The following is a 17,094-nucleotide window of genomic DNA, read 5'->3' on the forward strand; positions in this document are numbered from 1 at the left end:
CGCTTGCCCTCACCGCACCAGGAGGAGCCGGTCGAGTCGGATTGTTGGGCGCCGAAAACCTCAAGAACCTATTCCCCTGCCTTCTAACATCATCTCGAATACCCGGTCGAACCCCAATGGCTCAGAATCGAGGGTTAGGTCCCTCGATTCTGCTGGCCCTTCCGTCTGCTGACGCGCCTAATCGCCAAGTAGCCCACCCCTACACCGACGGCGAGGAAGGCGATCACCACGAACCAATTCCTGTCCTGGTATCCGACTACAATGCCTGTGCCCCAAAGCAACAGCAGGACGGCGGCGATCTTCAACTTCTCATTCGGCAGCAGACCCCCACCCTGCGCCTGCCTCGCCGCCTTCGTGGCAGCGGACTTGGCCTCCTTCTTCTGTTTCTGCTGCTGAGACCACTCGATACTCTCTTGCCGTCGTACTTCCGATTTCGCAGCGGATGTAGTCCGTCGTTGCGCACGGGCAGCCCGTTGATGCATATCCAGCATCTGTTTGTCCGCCTTGGCGGACTCCTGCGCTGCACGACGGGTCGCAACAGAGTTGCAGTAAAAGCAGGTCGGGTCATCGAACACTGTGTGGACTCGGCAAGTCATCGGCTAACCGTAGAGGAATAGCCGTACTGATCTCAACAATAGAGCTGCCGTAGGCATCGACGGTTACCAGTGACACTTATTTCTAGTACTTTTGGTGAATAAGGTGAGCTGTGCATCTTCGGGCACTGACGCAATTTGAGGCGTCATGTCGGTTCATTGATCCGAGACCTAGCTGCACAGCAACTCTGTAGATCCGTATCAACTTCGTTATGTGGCGATCGTACGACTGACGTTGGTCCGACCAGTAGACCCTTGCCCGGACGGGCGACTCTCGCTCTGGCGACCAATCATTCAGTTTGGGGCGACGGGGCGCCACAGTTTCAATTCGATCTGGCGAACTGCGATTAACGCGAGTGGCCTATGAGCCTTCAGCTCGAAGCGGGCTAATTCAAATCGCTATCGAAGACGAACGAACGCGACGAGCTTCAATGTCGATCAGCTTCGCAGCTAGGGGCCGCAACGCGCCCTCCGAGTCGATACTCGTCAGACGAACTCGGCCCATCATTGTTTCGCACTGTCCGGCAGGTAGATTCCGACCTCCAACGCCAGCCGACACTCTGCCTCGGACACCCCAGCTGACGATCCGCGACCCCTCCCCCTGATCACAAGCGCATTCAGGGACCCGAACTGCATCACATTTCCCGTCCAGATGACGATCGCGCCGTGCTCGTGTAGATAGAGGAGTTTTCCGTAGGGGGTCTCCCTTCTATCCCTGGGTGGCCATTGGTGAAGCTTCGCCGCGATCATTTCCACCGCATCGGGGTCGTCCAGATCGTCGTCGAATCGCACCTTATGGCGCGGTTCGCGCAGACTCGGTGGTTCGCCCAGACTCTCCGATTCTTCTTCGACAGGGACCGTCTCCTCAAATCCCAACCAGTCAAGACGATCACAGGGCGGAGGTTTGAATCGAGTGCGGAGATCGACTGGCCCCGTCGCACTGTCGCCGAGCTCGATGTCCGGCAGATCAGCGTCCGAGCTGGGTGGCCGATCACCCTTGCCAGTGTCAGAGAACATCCGATCGTCTGGAAGCCGGACTCCCAATTCGGTTGCCCGTCCTATGTAACTCTCCTCGATCAATACGAGCGGGAATACCTCTTCACTCGACGCGGGGCCACGGAGTAGCAGACAGTCCATCAGCCCATCAGTTCGGAATCCGATCGGCACGACGATCGAACCATGCTGGTGCACATACAGAATTCGTCCTATCGGATCGACCGGGTCCCTGGGCCGGAAATAATTCGTTGCGAACCACTCCACCAAGTCAGGGTCGTCGAGAAGTGGCGCCAGCTCCGGAGGCGCCCAGGAAGACGACGACTTCAGTCGGCCGGGTTGTATCGGCACGGTGGGTCCATCCGGCGGCAATGTGTTCACTCTCCAACTCCGGCGTCAGGCTGAGTCAGCTGGAGGGCCAAAGGAACCATCACGGGTTCAGCGTCACGCCGCGGGGCCAGTTCGGCCGAGCAACCATCGTCCACCGGCACATCGAAGACAGACGTCACTTCCTTTTCCACGCTGACCCTCTGATGACCTTGCCCGTCCTCCATCAGTGATCACCTCGGAGGTCGTCGAGGATGGAATCAGAGGTCATGCCGTCCGGAAGTTCGAGCGCGGGAATCGGCATTTGGTCGAGTGCGGCATTCGGATCGACCAGCTGGACCTCACCGCTCTCCACCATCGCTTCCCACTTGGACTGCGCCGGATCTGCGTTCATTTGTCCAGTCTATTCCTCAACGCTCGGCATCGACAGCGCACGATACCCAAATATGCCCTATATCAGTCTATTTGAGCTGTAGGAGCGGCGACCAGCCTAGTAAAATAGCAGTATAGCGACTTTTCGCCCGTCATATCCTTTCCGTCATCGGAGTTCCCATGAGCCCAGATCATTCATCCATCTTCCGTCCGTTCGGCGGCAGCACTTCGCAGGACGAGCCATCACTGGAATCGCCCACTCACAGGAGATGGGCCGCACTGCTGACCGACCTCGGGTTCCACTGGGCCTACCGGCAGTTCGCCGGTGTCACGTTCACCCTGTCGACCGAACACAGCTACAGACTGGCCCACCTGATAGTTGAGGATCACGCGAGCGGACAGTTCGAACCGCCCCGAGTCATCGATCGCCGGCCAGATGATTTCTATACGATGGTCACAGATGCACCCTTGCTGAATCGGAAGCCCTGCCGCATCGACGGACTCACCGATTCTCGGGAGTTCATCGCGGGCATCATCATCGAGGATCCGACTGATCGGCGTCACGACTTCGATCCGATCCACGATGCGCACGCCGCCGGGCTCGCCCGCTGCACGATCTGCGCTTCGGTCGGCTACTACGACCGCGGACATTGGCCCGAGAATCGGATGTTCTACCCCTGCGGCCATAAGACTGCTGATGCCGGCCATATGGCGTCGATCGAATGGCTATCATCGTCGTGGTCGTATGCGGTGCAGGAGGTTCCATTCGACGAGGATCGATCTTCGCGGAAGATCCTCTGCGAGGTGTACGGATACCGGGAGCTCTGATTCGCTCTCAGTTCGATTCAGAGCGTCGTCTCGATAGATCGTTCGTAAGAAGTATCGAAAGTTCGTCAGCGTCGCACTCAGCTTCAGCAATAGCCCCATAGAGCTTCAGGTACGTCGAGACTTCGCCCAGGAAGTTGTTCGGAACTCCTTGCAGCACATCACTTTACCGTCGATCGCAGACGGAGATGGCACCTTCGCGGAGACTGACTTCCATGCGGAGATCTTTCCTAGGGAGAGCCCGTGATGAATCGCCCTTCTCTGCGGGACCCCTGAGGTCGGTGGTGCTCTCAAAGCGGAGGACGTGGACGTATTGAACATTGACCTATACGACGAGCTCAGAGCCCACGATGGATAGCTCACGATTCGACGCGAATCCTTTGAGTAGGAACAGCTTCGAGGTTCATCTCTTTGCGTGGATTCCCTATACGTTGCGGAGCCTCTTCTCAGAGCGCCCCTTCTGTACGGACCCCGGGGATCAGTGGTGCTCCTAAAGCGGAGGACGTGGACGTATTGAACATTGACCCATTCGTAGAGCTCAGAGCCCTTATTGAATTCACGTGCATCACCTTCAATGCCACTGTCCGACAGACAGTTTACGACGACAAACATCGCGATCAAATTTGAAGCGCAACCCGAAGCTCTCACCGACCACACTGCGACCCCAACGGCCCCGCATTGCGATTGTGACGCGCCGAAAGTTCGAGGGGGTACGACTTACTCGAATCGAGAGTTCAGTGCATCACAATCGATTTGAACGCGCAAAGGCACTTCGGTGAGCGATACAGACCTAGAGGTGCCGGATTGCGCGGATAACCTTGCGTTCCGCCGCTCTCCGGAGACTGTCATAGCGTCTACCCAGCCGCTCTTCAGCCTCGAACAGGAGTTTCCATGTCTCACCTTCGACTGCACATATCGCCGCCTCAGCCTCGGGAGAATTCCTCATAATCAGGGCTTTACGACGGATCTCGTCCCACCCGATGGCGATGTTTGTCACCACCTGGACCACGTCGACGTCGTCCCATGAACGGATCAGACAAGCGCTGTCGATGCACTCGGGCACCTGCCTGTTCATCGGCAAGCCTTCGTCGTCAAGCTCAAACTTGACGCCATCGAATATCCGCTCGTACCGTGACCGCTGCCGACCCAATGTTGCAGCATTGACCGTCACCTTCTCGACCAACGTCTCCAAGCGCTTCGCCGGCACCTGCGCGTTCGGCTCCTTTCGCACATCGGGGTACCTGTTGCTTTCATTCTCAGGCGAGCTAAAGTTCGGGCAGTTCGCTTCGGCACGCCGAACCAGCGGACTGAGGGCCTCTCGGTTCGGTACCATCTCGAACTGCACGACGGGGTCCGATGTCTGAAGGCGCTCGTCGAAGATTCGGACATCGACCGTGCCTCCGACCAAGTCAACCTCGTAGTCCATCTGCACCAATGGCCAACACTGTCCGGTTGCGTCGTTCACCTTCGTGAGTAACGCTTTTTCCGCCTGTAGAACGGCTGCCTTTTCCAGATCGGGGCACTCCTTGCCGTCCGCACCGTCCGCACCGTCCGCACCGACCGCACCGACCGCACCGACCGCACCGACCGCACCGACCGCCACCATGCCACCGACTGCGTACGACGTCGTCCTGCAGTGTTTCCAGCGCTTTGCGTCATACCAGTGCCGCCGCACGACTCTGAGAACCGGGACGGGTTGCCCGTCTTCGTCGACCAAGCCTTCCACCATCGTCTGGCGGAGGAAACGGAGGTCGCGACCTATCGTCACATGCGTGACGTCGAAAAGTTCGGCGGTAGCTTCTTGCCCGACGTTGAGGACATCCTTCTGCGTGGTCGTACACATACGGACTATCCAATCGAGCAGCAGATACTGCCGAGATTCTTTGCCGCACAGTCGCTCAATCGTCTGCAATGCCTGCTCGGCCTGAAACCTGACGAGGGGATTGCCGGTCCAGCCCGCGGCAGATGTGTATACCCGTGCCACGTCTTCGACAAGCCAAACTTCGTCACGGGATTCGAGGCGCTTCTGCGCCAGCTTTGGCTGAAACTTCTTCACCAAGCCGAGGGCTTGCTCTTGGGTGAAGCCCAAATGATAGGCCACATTCCATACCGAGCACAGGTCGTACGCGTCTTGGTCATCGGTGCGGGACGAGGGCTTGGTCCGGCGGGATCGGTATTCACGGCCCGCCGGGGTGTCCTTCAGCCACCCGTACATGAGATCGAAATTGTTCTGCCACTTCTCCAGCAAGATTTTCTCAGCCCCGCAGGCCTTCACATGTTGCTTCCGTTGGACACCAGAGGTTTTCGGCCGACGCTCCGCCGTCTTCAGGATGTACCGAACGACTGCCTCGTTCTCGACCACATGCCCCCAGATACCACGCGTATGGGTATACAACGCCCGCTCTGACCGTTCACACCCCGGCGCGATCACGAAGCCGACTCCACCCTTGCGGATGTCAACATTGGGTAGCTGCTTGGTCTTGAATGACTTTGCGCCAGGCCACTTAACGTGCAGGTGTGCGCCGCGTTCGGTCGACACCCAAGGATTCTCCTCCACGTCGGCACCTGTTGCAGCCAAAAAGCTCGCAATCGCGTCGTCCGAATCCATGTCGAGGATCAGCCTGTCCGGACCGGGCACCACACCGAGCACCAATTCGGGATGCAGATCGAGAACGTCAAGCAGCAGCTCCCGATCCCGCGTCGCAGTCTTGAATCCATGCCCAAACTTCTCACACGAGGGATGTTTCTTACCTTGATAATTGGCCGGATCCAGCTTCTTTTGCAGACACGGCATCTTTGGAGTCTTGTCAATCGTGCAGGGAATCAAACTGATTCCGTTATCGAGGAGTAGCCAATCGATCAGTAGACCTCGCTCATCCCGAGTTGATTCCGGCGTGATTCGAGGGCATTCCTGTGTGCGCAGCTCATTAAGATAGTCAGTCGAAGATCGAGTTTCTTCATCGATTTCGGGCGCGCAGAGGATCATACGGAATGTCCTAAAAGTGAGGTGTTTGTTCATTTCTGAAATCAAGCAGGGTGACGAACATGGTCACCTCTAACCGAGCCACCCTGCTTGCTTCAGTTCTTCAGAACGAGTAGCTAACTCGTCTACGACGAAATTTATTCGGCTTATAGCCGAAATGTCCAGCGATAATCACTAATGTAGATTCGGTAGCGCCATTGACGAATAGTTTTCAATATCACCAATAGCAAAAAGGCATAAAGATGCCACGGCCTGTTAGTGCCGAATTTGCACTCAGGATCGATCTGCAAATAGGCGATCCGTGGCTCCCTGACTACTATCCGGAGGGCAGACCCGGATTGAGATCAGATTCCTGGTAGTAGCCCGTGACCATCCAGAAGGACTTCATCACGCCGATCGTCTGCACACCGAGGACGCAGAATCGGCACAGCCGCGCGGAATCTACGGCTATGAACACTGATCGAATGCATACGTCTAGACCTTGCCGCCGTTGGCAAGCATCTCAAGCCTGGCCTCGCGCTGCCGCTTCGCGGCGCCTGAAGCAGACGGCTTGAATTCCGGACACGTGACCGCGGACCATGTTTCTTCGGTGTCGGATGAATTGGCCTTCTTTCTGTTCTTGCGCTCAAGACCGAAAACCCAATAGCCTGTGGGCCGATTCCTGTTCGACTCACTGTTGACCCAATACTGGTGCTCCCTGACTTTGACAAGAACATCCGCCGCAACAAGTGCGGTCAGAGCTTTCTGAGCGATCGATCGCGAGCACCCCATATACCGCGAAATAATCGTTGAGCCGACAAATGCTATGTCGTGATCGCGACTATTCAGATCGTCCATTATGAAATCGAAAACATCCAGGACAGTGCTGCGCGCCGACCATTCATGCACGACATAGCGACGTGCATCTTCTGCCCTATACTTTCTCGCCAACCTGGAGCCCGCACACACAGTCTGACGACCCACCCATTCTCTGGAGATCGATGTACGCGCTGCCGCCATTCCAGGCGTTCGGCGTGCACCGAGAATCGTTATCTCGGCGCGGTGACTCTGTGCGATTTTGTCAGCGCTTGATTGAGGTACGCGCCCACACAAATCCATGTCCAGAATGTCGTCCTCCTGGCCCCGGTATCGGAACACAATACGGACGATCGGAACCCTCGCGTATCCCTCGCTTTCCAAGAAGTCCGGCACTCTGCTCAGTATGTTCCTCAACTGGACCAGTTGCGTGTGATCCTCAACAGTCAATCGGATCCCGGGCTCAAGAGGCGACTGCATCCAGGCACTCACCGAATCTGGACCGGCGAGATCTTTGAGAGGTCTTTTAGCCATCGTCCTTCTCCTTCTGCTTTTCGGGTCGACTAATAGACCCAGGAATTGAATTTCTTTGCCACACAGTCGGAATAGGCATCCGCTGAGATGATCGATCAGGCCGCTGGATGCTCATGAACTCGGGCAGCTCATTGGCACAAGGTGCGACCATCCATGAAGGTCCGCAGGTGAAACATGCTGTTTTGTAACCAATTTCGACGATGGGAGCCGATCAGCACACTTGGGAAACGGCCTGATTGGAACACGTCGGATGCGCACGCAGCCGTCAGGGCTCCTCATAGACGCAGCCGCGCAGTTCGTCTTCCCCTGCGGGGCACCTCCCACACACTGTCCAAATACCTGGATCGCCTGTTGTTTCGGCGCCGCACGAGATACAGATCGAGAATGGCCGACCCTCATCGGTTTTGAAACGTAGCAGCACCGCGGGAATCGATGGTTCAACGGCAACCGCTGAGCTCAGATCGAAGCGGCGCCCCATCGAGCGGACTACCGAAATCGACGGTGCGTGAACATTTCTGCCAAAACCACCGCAGAATTCACAGAGAAGCCTGGTCAGCGACAAACCTAGTTCTTCGTGCTCGCGAAAATCGACGTTGTAGTGCTCATTACTGCAAGTGATGCACTTCATGAAAACGTGTTCACGTTCAGCGACGGCGATCACATCGCATTCGGTATGCCGGCCTCTGGCGTTGGACGCATCGCCGCAGTAGAAGCATGTTTCCGAGGACTTGAGTCGTGACGGACGCCGTAGGAGCAGGCCTGGCGCTGACTCCCGCAATACCCGGACTCCTGCGATTGACTCCCCCGACTCCGTCCTGGGCCACGTTTGCACCTGGTCCGTAGGGATCTGGTCGTAGACATCGAGGAGATCAGAACGAATCTCAGGATCGCCGATCTGAAATAGTGCGTGCCCAAGCGCCTCTCGAGCATCTTCTCCCTGGTCGTGGAAAGCAGGGATAGACCACACCCGATTCAAGTAACTTTCTGCGCGCACCGGGCGCTCCTTCGCGAGCGGCACTTCTGCCGTGCGTCTAGCCGATTTGCCCATGAAAATCTCCTCGTCCCACCGCCCACTTGGCGGTCATTCTTAGACTAGTAATCCAGGAGAATTCACTTTGTCGGAAATATTTACCAGGTCAAGCGGCAAAAATCCGATCAGCCCTTGGAGTAGGCGCGGACCAGATCGCACATCGGGGTATCTAGGAATCTCCGCAGCGCCATTTCCGCCACCAATACAGGGTGGACAGGTGCGCCTCGCGGGGATTTCGGAAGGTCCCGGTCAAAAGCCGACGTCAACTGACGCACCTGGGTGACTACCGCGGCGGTAGTGGTGATCGATACGGGCGTGGTGCGGAATTTCCGTATCGCCGAAGGAACTGGGACCGGTACCGGAGGAACTGCCTTCGCCGGCTCAGCATGCCCTGGTCGGATTCGCGGCTTGGCTTTCGCGAAGAGTCCCCGTTCTTCGGCGTCGACGTCACCGAGAACCGGTTGCGCTGGGAGCTTCACTCGCCGAACATAAGGCAGCGTCTTGGGCAGGACGAAATCTCGGGGCAACGCGGCAAGTAGCTCATGATTCTCGGCGATCCACGCCCGTAATGCGGGATCGATGATCGAGGAGAGAGTGGCCTTTGGACAACCGGCTCGCCGAGAATTGAGGACATGCAAGACTGGCCAGACCAATTCAATGAGGTCCACATCAAGCCGAAGGTCGAAGGTCGTCGTCATGGCCTAAACAAGCTCCGATACGGGGCACACATCATTCGGATATCACCTGGACAAACACGGTATCCAACTCGCTACGATCAACGAGAACGCCACGCCGAACAATGGATCGAGGGCACATGATGGCTGAACCAAGGGATCCCGAAAGCGGCGGTCCGACAATCTCCCGGCTGACAGAAATGCTGCGTCGACGGTTCCAACGCATCTCGACCTCAGAAGCCGCGAACCTGCTGTACCCCAATCACTCTGATGCAGAGCTCAGATTGGAGTCACTCAGAGGACAAGTCTCCCTAATCCGACTTCCACGTGGACTGAACTGGGAGTATCCGGCATTCCAATTCGACATTGCAGCACGGGCGGTCATTCCAATCGTTGCCCACGCGAACGCGGATCTCAATGCGGAAACTGATCCGTGGGGAACACTCGCTTGGTGGGTGACCCCAATTCGCATCGCGGGGGCCCAAACTCCCCTTGAGCTTCTGGCTCGTGGGCAACTAACCACCAGGTTGGTCGACAACCTGACCACGATGCGGCGACAGGCAATGTAGCCCCCGGCCAAGGTCAGGTCAGTAAGCGCTGTCCAATCACAGACGAAAGCTTCGTCGGTCGACTGCGACGAAATCTGCCCTAACAGCACTCCATGCATGGGACCTTCACATTCGAAATAGCTATCGTACGGTCTCTCTAGTATCAGAGTAAGATACTTGAGCGACAAGGGGTTTCATCATGTCGATTGAACCGATACCGGAATTCGATGCAGACTTTCGGATGATCTTCGTCAGCGGCTTCTACACGGTCTATGTTCCCGGGCTTGGGATTTCGGCCACTGACTCCGACTCCGACAGAGCGACCGACAAGTTGGTCCGACAGTTGCGGCAGTATGCATACTGGTGGAACCACTCCGACGGCCCCACCTCGGAGCATCCGGAGCGGAGCGCGGCACTTGCGGCCCAGGTAGACGGACTGAGCGACGAGGAGATCGTCGAATGGATCAACCGCGAACCGGACCCGTCCAGAACTTTTCTCCCGGCACCTGCAGCCTCCACCTATCAGTTCACCGGCTTTGAGGTCTTCCTCGACGACAACGGCGCGTTTGTGATCGTCGCACCAGATCTCGGCCTCTTGTCGGGTGAACAGACTCTCGCGGATACCATCGCGGATATGACGCACGCCGTGATCGACTACGCGGACGAATGGGTTGCCCGACCAGAACTCCGAACCGCGAGAGGTCACATTTCGAACGAAGACGTTGTCGCAACGATCCGATCGATGAGCTGGCCAGAGGTATATGAGTGGGTGGTCGGCGAAATCAGACCGGATGATGCCGTCCAGGGCATGGCCACTCCCTCGGGATCCGAAGCTGCGCAACGATATCTGCTAAATCCTACGTCCCCTCCTGCAGTTCGATCTGCCGGGAATGAATCCCTGAACCTGACGGAGGCACCTGATCCCGATAGTCCACCAGACCACCTCCCTCACTTTCGATGATCGCAGCGAGGTACGCACGTTCTTCCTCTGACCAACCCTTACGCGATGTTGTCATCGGCCTTATCCGGGCCGGCGATCGCTGCATGACGCCTGCCTGCAACTCATGCTTGTTCCCCTGTCTCGCGGGCACGACGAACCAGTCCTGACCCGCACCCTTCCCAGTCGGCGAACGATCTCGCATGAATGCTGTTCGCACGCCTATCTGCTGCGTCTATCTGACCGGCCGAGTACATGTCGATCACCGTCTGTATCTCGCCCATCGAACGCACCTTGTCTCCCCCAGCTGAAATACGGCCACGCACACGTGCATTCGCCACCGGAGACATATCCAGTAACGTCACACCCTCCCAGAAGCGTGATCGTCGATTACTACCGCCCCCAACGTCATTTAGTCGTTCCAACGCCAGCGGAGGATCCGATACGTAGATCATCGGCAAGCCGTCCGCACCGGTGACTGCCCAATCGAGGTTGTCAGACTGTTGCAACTCGCGGAGTCTGGAAAAGATCTGGGTCGGACGCAAAGAACCGCGATACGTCTCTCTCCGCGGTCGATCCAAAATCCTTGCCGCATATCCGGCTGTTCGAAGGATTGTCTTGAACCCTGAGGCACCGTCTGCTGCGGTTCCCATCTTCCGCCAACGGATAATCCATTCGCGGGCGGCATCACTGAGCTGGACTGTTGTATCCCCCACAACAAATCGTGCCGCCACCATCGCGGAGTAGTCGCAAATTGGCTGAAAGCCAGCCTGTTTGACACCGACCGCATACATCAACTGATTGAACACAACGATCGAGACATTCGATTCGCCCAACTCCGCGCGGCGGATGGTTGATTCGGAGACGCCCGATATCGCTGCAACCTCTCGCTGACTGAAGCCGATATGCGTGCGAGCATCGATGAAGTCTTGTATAGAAGTCACCGTTCGAGCGTATCCGGGAGAAAACTATCCTGACCAGCAATGCATCGAACTGGGCTGTGCCCTAAGCCTGAAGAGATTTTCATTCCCGGCGGAGTGATTGACGAGTGTTTAGAGAATTCCGGGCACTTACAAACTGTCCAATCGATAGGCAGAAAGGTGCCCTGGCTGAGTCGACCCGGCGAGCGGCTGTGTGGCATTCCCCGATTGAACGCCACACGGCCGCGTCAGCATCCGGCTCATCGATTCACTGCCACGGTCAGAAACCCCATCAGTCCATATGTTCCAACTGGGTCAAGCTCACCGTCAACAGAATCATTCACTCGACGCGATAGCCCTCCAAATGATATCCACATTCGCCTCAATATTGACCGGCTCCTGAGCTTCATCCAGAAGAACCTCAAGGTGAAGTGGCGCCGTCACTAACCCGAGAACCTGCCCTGGATCAATATCTCTCCTGATCTGACCATTCTCTATTCCGCGGTGGATGATCGTACCGGCCGCAGTGAATCGTTTCTGCCAAAACTCCCGCCTCCGTTCGGCCATATCGTCACTGTCGACCGGTTCGATGGCTTGGCGGGCCAGAGATTGTCCAACCGCAGTCCCCATAAAGTCTCTCAGTGTCTGACAGAACTGTATGAGATCTGTTCGAGCATCGCCCGTATCGGGGATCGGGGCATCGTCCTCGACAATGTTGTAGACGGCCTCGGCAAGGATGTTGTTGAGCGTTTGCCAGCGACGGTAGATCGAGGTCGGATGGACATCGGCGAGCTTGCTGATACGAGCAACCGTAACCGAGTCGTAGCCATCCTCGACGATCAGCTTGGCGGCTGCATCGAGCACCGCCGTGGTCACGTGCGTTCCTCTGCGTTTAACCAACGGGTTCATTCTCCTCACTCTCGGGACTTTGGTCCTAGCTTGCTGCGTCAAACAGGGTCAAGCAATGGATTTATTGCAACTCGTGTTGCGATGTGGTTATATCCACAGGCACACAACCAGATTCATACTGAGATTTGTTCTCCATGAACCAAACGGATGGGGCTCGCTTCATGGTCATCTTCTTCGACGTCCTCCTCGTCGCTGCTTGCGCTGCAATCGCCTGGTTCGGCTTCTACGTGATTTACCGGCTTGTAACCGATTGAGTTCCTTCGCTTTTCGTCATCGCGGTCTCGCGCGGCAGCGCGACGGCACACATTGATCCACACAGGGGGAAACATGACACACACGGTCGACGATACGGGCGATCTCGCTCTCGCAGTCAATCCTTTCGATCCAACCTTCAAGGCAGACCCATACCCGGTCTACGCAAGATTGCGCACGGAGCTTCCAATACATCGCTCAGCTCTGGGCGCCTGGATCGTTGCTGACTACACGTCGTGCGACAAGGTGCTTCGAAGCAGATTATTCGGCAAGGATTTTGCCAACTCCACCTTCTTCGACCATCTGACGTCGATGATGGGCGAAGACATGCCACCATTCCTTGGTCTTGGCATCGACGGCGACGCCCGTCCTTTCATGCTCACAGATCCGCCCGAACACACCCGGCTGCGGGGCCTCGTCTCCGATGCCTTCACCCGCAGTACCACGACTTCCATGGACGACATCGTCCTATCCGCGGCCTCATCAGCGGTTCGGCATCTCGAACACTGCACTGACGCCGTTTCCGAGGTTGCGGAACCGTTTCCTGTAGAGGTACTTTCGTCAATATTGGGTATTCCGGACAAAGATCGCGGGCGATTCTCCGAATGGTCGAATCTTGTGGCCGGCGTACTTGATATCAACTTCGCGATTCCAAAAGAAGTCGCCGATCGCCGCTCTGCCGCAATCGAAGAATCGATCGATTACTTCCGAACTCTCGCAACATCCGGCAATGCGCCCGAGGGGCTTGTCCGGCGACTGTCCGAAGTCAGTCACGGCGGTGACCAGCTCAGCGTTGACGAGATCGCCGCGACATGCCTCCTGATCACGGTCGCCGGACAAGAAACCACCTCCAACACGATCGGCAACATGCTGATCACATTCTCCCGTCATGCGGATCAGTTCGAACAGGTACGCGCCAACCCGCAGTTCATTGAGAATGCAGTGGCTGAGGTGCTCCGTTTTGAGCCTCCGGCGCACGAAGCTGGGCGAATCGCATTGGAGGACTGCGAGGTAAGTGGCGCAAATATCACTAAGGGTGACGCCGTCATGGTCCTTCTTGCCTCCGGAAATCGAGAAACAGTCGAGCGCGGAGACACATTCTCAGTCACGCGCCCTGATGTGTCTTCACTTTCTTACGGGCGTGGGATCCATCACTGCCTCGGCTCGGCACTGGCAAACTCGATGCTTCAGCACTTTCTACGCGAACTATCGCAACGGTACCGCTCCATCGAAGTTGCAGAGCCAATCAATTACAAGCCTGGCATGGGGTTACGCGGTCCAGAGACACTTTCCGTAGCGGTAAGCCGATAGCAATGTCCGTACCGCTGGCGAGTCGCGCTTCCCAGTTCGTCAGAACCGGATCGCCCCGATTCTCTGCCCTGTATATTGCCGGGTTCCTTTCCGGCAGCTTCTTTGTCGCGCACGAAGCGCCACCACATCTTCTGTTGTGGATTACCTACTGGATTACGTTCTGCGTCTCCGTAGAATGGCTCAACCGACTGGTGGATCTTCCCGCTGATCGAATTAATCAACCGCTGCGTACACGATGGGCGTTGAGTTTCGGGACTCGTGGTCTGCGTCGAGCAACATTCGTAGCGTGGTTCTCGGTCGTGCTCCTTTCGACAGCAATGGTGGCACTGAGCCCTAGCGACGCACCGTCGAAGACTGCCCTAGCTGTCGTTCTGGTCGTCAATATCACTATTGGTATCGGTTATTCGTTCGGCAGAGTGACCAAACGATATCCGGGTGCCACGATCGCACTATTGACTGCAACGCTCGTCATGCCATGGGTGACTGGCCTCGCTACCGGCAACGGAACGTTTTCCTCTGAGCAGTGGCGGGTAGCGGTCGGAGTCGCGGTATTGCTGGCGACGGTCTCAGTCATAATCGCTGGGGCAAAAGACCTCACAGATCGCCGCGGTGACACCTTGATCGGCTACCGCTCGGTCTGGCTAACCGCTGTGGAGAACGGCGCGGGGCGAACCGTTCTCATCACAGCCCTAGTGCAGTTCACGGTCGCAGCAATCACTGTCACGCAGGTCGGAATATCCGTATTTCTCGCATATTCCATCATCGCAGCGGGCGAGGTGAGCGTCATTCTCGGTGTACGGCGCGCTCGTACCCCTGCCGACGCAATCGCGGTCCGCGAGCACGTTTACCTCGTCACAATGGCGTCCGTGGTGAGCATCGGCATTGCGGTGAACCAGTCATTGCAGTTTGCTCTCGTCGCGGGTGCCTGCGTTATCGCGTGGGTCCTGATGTCACTTCTGGCTCACTGGAATAAGCACCTGTCCCGCAAGTCCGCGTCTCATATGTCAGCGCTTCTGTGGCCTCGCCACTCCCTAACCAACGACGCCGTCGATTCCCTCGCCTGATGAAAGGATCACCATGACGATTGACGATGAGCTCCGAGCGATCGTAGCGAAAACCACGGGTCTGCAAGCCAGTGATCTTGCCGACGAGGACCACGTCCACGACCATCTCGGGCTCTCTTCGCTCGATCTGATCGCAGTCTATGGATACTTCGAGGACAAGTACGAGATCTCTATATCCGACAGTGAGGCGGATGAAGTCCTCACACTGCTTCAGTTGCAGCAACTGATCCAATCCAAGGCCGCGGCAGGCTCGCAGTGTTAAGTTTGGCGTCCAAGATCACCTATGCAGAATGCCGAACTTCGGAATGCGATAGTCGTGACACGCTTTGGAAGAGAATGCTTTTCGGCGACGCTATCGAGGCGAGCCGAATTCCCGGGATCGGACATGACAGCGACTATCGTGCTTATGCACTCGCCTGCGAGGCCCAGGGCGATCAGTATCTGTTCGAGTCCTTATTGCAAGAGGCATTGGGTCCGATCCGTAACAGGATCGTCGCTGCGGACGAAGATGTGGAACGTAATCGGCCTGTGGTTCTCCTGTCCACGGTCATGGGCTCTCGCCCCGACCATGACCGCAGCGACCCGATTTCGGCAGCTGAGGGAGTGCGGGCTGCCCTTGACTCTGATGCCGCAGCAGTGGCGACGTTCCTCGGCGGACATGTCGACGTGATTGGAATCGGATCAGGCTGTGCCGCCGGAACTACCGTCATCGGGCTCGCGCAGTCGCTCGTCTCATCTGGGCGCGCGGATATGGTCATATGCCTTGGTGCGGAGGTTCTTTCTTATGAAGTGCTGACCCTTTTCCTGGCGCTAGGTGGATTGAGTGATGATGACATGGTTCGCCCATTCGACGCCGACCGGCGAGGAATGATGCCTGGCGAGGGATTCGGTGTTGTCGTCGTTGAACCCCCAGAATTTGCGAAAGCACCACTCGCAAGCATTGCCGGGTATGGAGAAGCGTGCGACGGATGGAACCTCGTCGCCCCTTCGCCTACCGCGACGGGGCTTTCCATCGCAATCACAGATGCACTCGAGTCCGCTTCGATCACGGTCGATGATGTTGGGTGGATCTGCGCCCATGGCACAGGAACTCGCGCCAATGACGCACTCGAAGCTAGTGCGTACGACCGAATATTCTCCGCGCGGCACGATCGCGTACCAGTGGTATCGATCAAAGGAACAACAGGACATTGTCAGGGCGCGGCAGGGGTGATCGAAACCGTCGTCGCAGTCACCTCGCTTCGAGAAGGTGTTGTCCCTCCCAATAAGACCATCTCCACCCTGGAGAGCGGTATTGAGGAGCTTGCCCACGTGCAAGTTCCCTGCTCTGCTGTACCGCTCGCTGACAATAACTATGTGCTGTCAACCTCATTCGGTTTCGGCGGGTCTGTAGCAGCGGTCGTAATAGGAGCACCATGAACGTCACCACAATCGCGCAAGTTCCGGTTGCTGTCATCGGGTACGTCACTGCAGTGACCGACCCGGACAGTGACTGTGTGAACATTGAAGTGGAGCCGTCCGGAGACTTTGCGTCTGTGTGCGAATTACCTGATCGCACTGAGCAATCGGTCGCAGCACTTGCAGTAAGAACGGCTCTCAGTGTTGTCGACACGTCTGGGCTCCGCGTAGGAGCTGTGTGGGCATCCTCGACATCAGGTTCCGATCACTATCTCAACGTAATTAGCAGACTTGGCGCCTCGCGCAAACGATCGATCGCCGCGTCCGGTCCTGTGAGCGGGGCCAATGGCATTCTGGCTTACTTGGCGACTGAACATGCGATGACGGGTCCTTGTCTGTCGATCTTCGGACCGTTCCACGACCACCATGTGTGGTTCGCACACCAGTACTTACGAAGTTCGACCACCGACATCATGCTGTCTGGCTACAGCTATTCAACAGAAAGCCAGGTCGTCGCCGCTGTCTCAGTACTTGCAGTGTCTGAATGAGCAATATGTCGTCGATGGGAAACTCCAATCAGAGAAGCCAAGAATGACTGAATCCAGCTCCCAAACAATTGATCTCGCTCT

General features: G+C 56.9%; 15 protein-coding genes. 7 read left to right on the top strand and 8 right to left on the bottom strand.

Annotated features, from left to right (window positions below; genetic code table 11):
- Window positions 1-2,139: 2,139 nt before the first annotated feature.
- Window positions 2,140-2,307: a hypothetical protein gene (locus ACSW29_RS27315; RefSeq protein ID WP_283309822.1), complete on the bottom strand. Its 168-nt coding sequence runs from the start codon at window positions 2,305-2,307 to the stop codon at window positions 2,140-2,142.
- Window positions 2,308-2,465: 158 nt separating this feature from the next.
- On the opposite strand from ACSW29_RS27315, the gene ACSW29_RS27320 reads away from it, so the two are divergent.
- Complete coding sequence (locus ACSW29_RS27320) at window positions 2,466-3,113, top strand: hypothetical protein (RefSeq protein ID WP_448278777.1); 648 nt, start codon at window positions 2,466-2,468, stop codon at window positions 3,111-3,113.
- Between the two features lie 787 nt (window positions 3,114-3,900).
- On the opposite strand, the gene ACSW29_RS27325 is transcribed toward ACSW29_RS27320, so the two are convergent.
- The 5 genes from ACSW29_RS27325 to ACSW29_RS27345 all read right to left on the bottom strand — a co-directional run bounded on the left by ACSW29_RS27325 (window position 3,901) and on the right by ACSW29_RS27345 (window position 9,150).
- Window positions 3,901-6,129: a bifunctional DNA primase/polymerase gene (locus ACSW29_RS27325; RefSeq protein WP_448278778.1), complete on the bottom strand. Its 2,229-nt coding sequence runs from the start codon at window positions 6,127-6,129 to the stop codon at window positions 3,901-3,903.
- Window positions 6,130-6,409: 280 nt separating this feature from the next.
- Complete coding sequence (locus ACSW29_RS27330) at window positions 6,410-6,550, bottom strand: hypothetical protein (protein WP_448278779.1); 141 nt, start codon at window positions 6,548-6,550, stop codon at window positions 6,410-6,412.
- Between the two features lie 17 nt (window positions 6,551-6,567).
- Window positions 6,568-7,422, bottom strand: a complete 855-nt coding sequence (locus ACSW29_RS27335; protein ID WP_448278780.1) for a hypothetical protein — start codon at window positions 7,420-7,422, stop codon at window positions 6,568-6,570.
- A gap of 265 nt (window positions 7,423-7,687) precedes the next feature.
- Window positions 7,688-8,470, bottom strand: a complete 783-nt coding sequence (locus ACSW29_RS27340; protein WP_448278781.1) for a hypothetical protein — start codon at window positions 8,468-8,470, stop codon at window positions 7,688-7,690.
- A 107-nt stretch (window positions 8,471-8,577) separates the two neighbouring features.
- The gene (locus ACSW29_RS27345) at window positions 8,578-9,150 is read right to left on the bottom strand and encodes a hypothetical protein (protein ID WP_448278782.1); all 573 of its coding nucleotides are present in this window, start codon (window positions 9,148-9,150) and stop codon (window positions 8,578-8,580) included.
- A 723-nt stretch (window positions 9,151-9,873) separates the two neighbouring features.
- Between ACSW29_RS27345 and ACSW29_RS27350 the strand changes: the two genes are divergently transcribed.
- On the top strand, window positions 9,874-10,635 hold the full coding sequence (locus tag ACSW29_RS27350; protein WP_448278783.1) for a hypothetical protein: 762 nt from the start codon (window positions 9,874-9,876) through the stop codon (window positions 10,633-10,635).
- A 101-nt stretch (window positions 10,636-10,736) separates the two neighbouring features.
- Here the strand turns inward: ACSW29_RS27350 and ACSW29_RS27355 are convergent, their stop codons facing one another.
- Window positions 10,737-11,555 carry a helix-turn-helix domain-containing protein gene (locus tag ACSW29_RS27355; RefSeq protein ID WP_448278784.1) on the bottom strand — a complete coding sequence of 273 codons (819 nt, stop codon included), beginning with the start codon at window positions 11,553-11,555 and terminating at the stop codon, window positions 10,737-10,739.
- Window positions 11,556-11,867: 312 nt separating this feature from the next.
- Window positions 11,868-12,407, bottom strand: a complete 540-nt coding sequence (locus ACSW29_RS27360) for a TetR/AcrR family transcriptional regulator (RefSeq protein ID WP_042445134.1) — start codon at window positions 12,405-12,407, stop codon at window positions 11,868-11,870.
- A gap of 360 nt (window positions 12,408-12,767) precedes the next feature.
- Between ACSW29_RS27360 and ACSW29_RS27365 the strand changes: the two genes are divergently transcribed.
- Genes ACSW29_RS27365 through ACSW29_RS27385 form a run of 5 tightly spaced genes read left to right on the top strand, consistent with a single transcriptional unit; the run spans window position 12,768 to window position 17,013 of the window.
- Window positions 12,768-14,003: a cytochrome P450 gene (locus ACSW29_RS27365; RefSeq protein ID WP_448278785.1), complete on the top strand. Its 1,236-nt coding sequence runs from the start codon at window positions 12,768-12,770 to the stop codon at window positions 14,001-14,003.
- Window positions 14,004-14,005: 2 nt separating this feature from the next.
- A complete protein-coding gene (locus tag ACSW29_RS27370; RefSeq protein WP_448278786.1) occupies window positions 14,006-15,067 on the top strand; it encodes a UbiA family prenyltransferase in 1,062 nt (353 codons plus the stop codon).
- 13 nt (window positions 15,068-15,080) lie between these two features.
- Window positions 15,081-15,329 (top strand): acyl carrier protein, encoded by a 249-nt coding sequence (locus ACSW29_RS27375; protein ID WP_042445145.1) that lies wholly within the window; start codon window positions 15,081-15,083, stop codon window positions 15,327-15,329.
- Window positions 15,330-15,331: 2 nt separating this feature from the next.
- Complete coding sequence (locus tag ACSW29_RS27380; protein WP_448278787.1) at window positions 15,332-16,486, top strand: beta-ketoacyl synthase N-terminal-like domain-containing protein; 1,155 nt, start codon at window positions 15,332-15,334, stop codon at window positions 16,484-16,486.
- Window positions 16,483-17,013 carry a hypothetical protein gene (locus tag ACSW29_RS27385; protein WP_448278788.1) on the top strand — a complete coding sequence of 177 codons (531 nt, stop codon included), beginning with the start codon at window positions 16,483-16,485 and terminating at the stop codon, window positions 17,011-17,013. Before ACSW29_RS27380 ends, ACSW29_RS27385 begins: the two co-directional genes overlap by 4 nt.
- The last annotated feature ends 81 nt before the right edge of the window (window positions 17,014-17,094 follow it).

Source organism: Rhodococcus sp. GB-02, assembly GCF_053470465.1.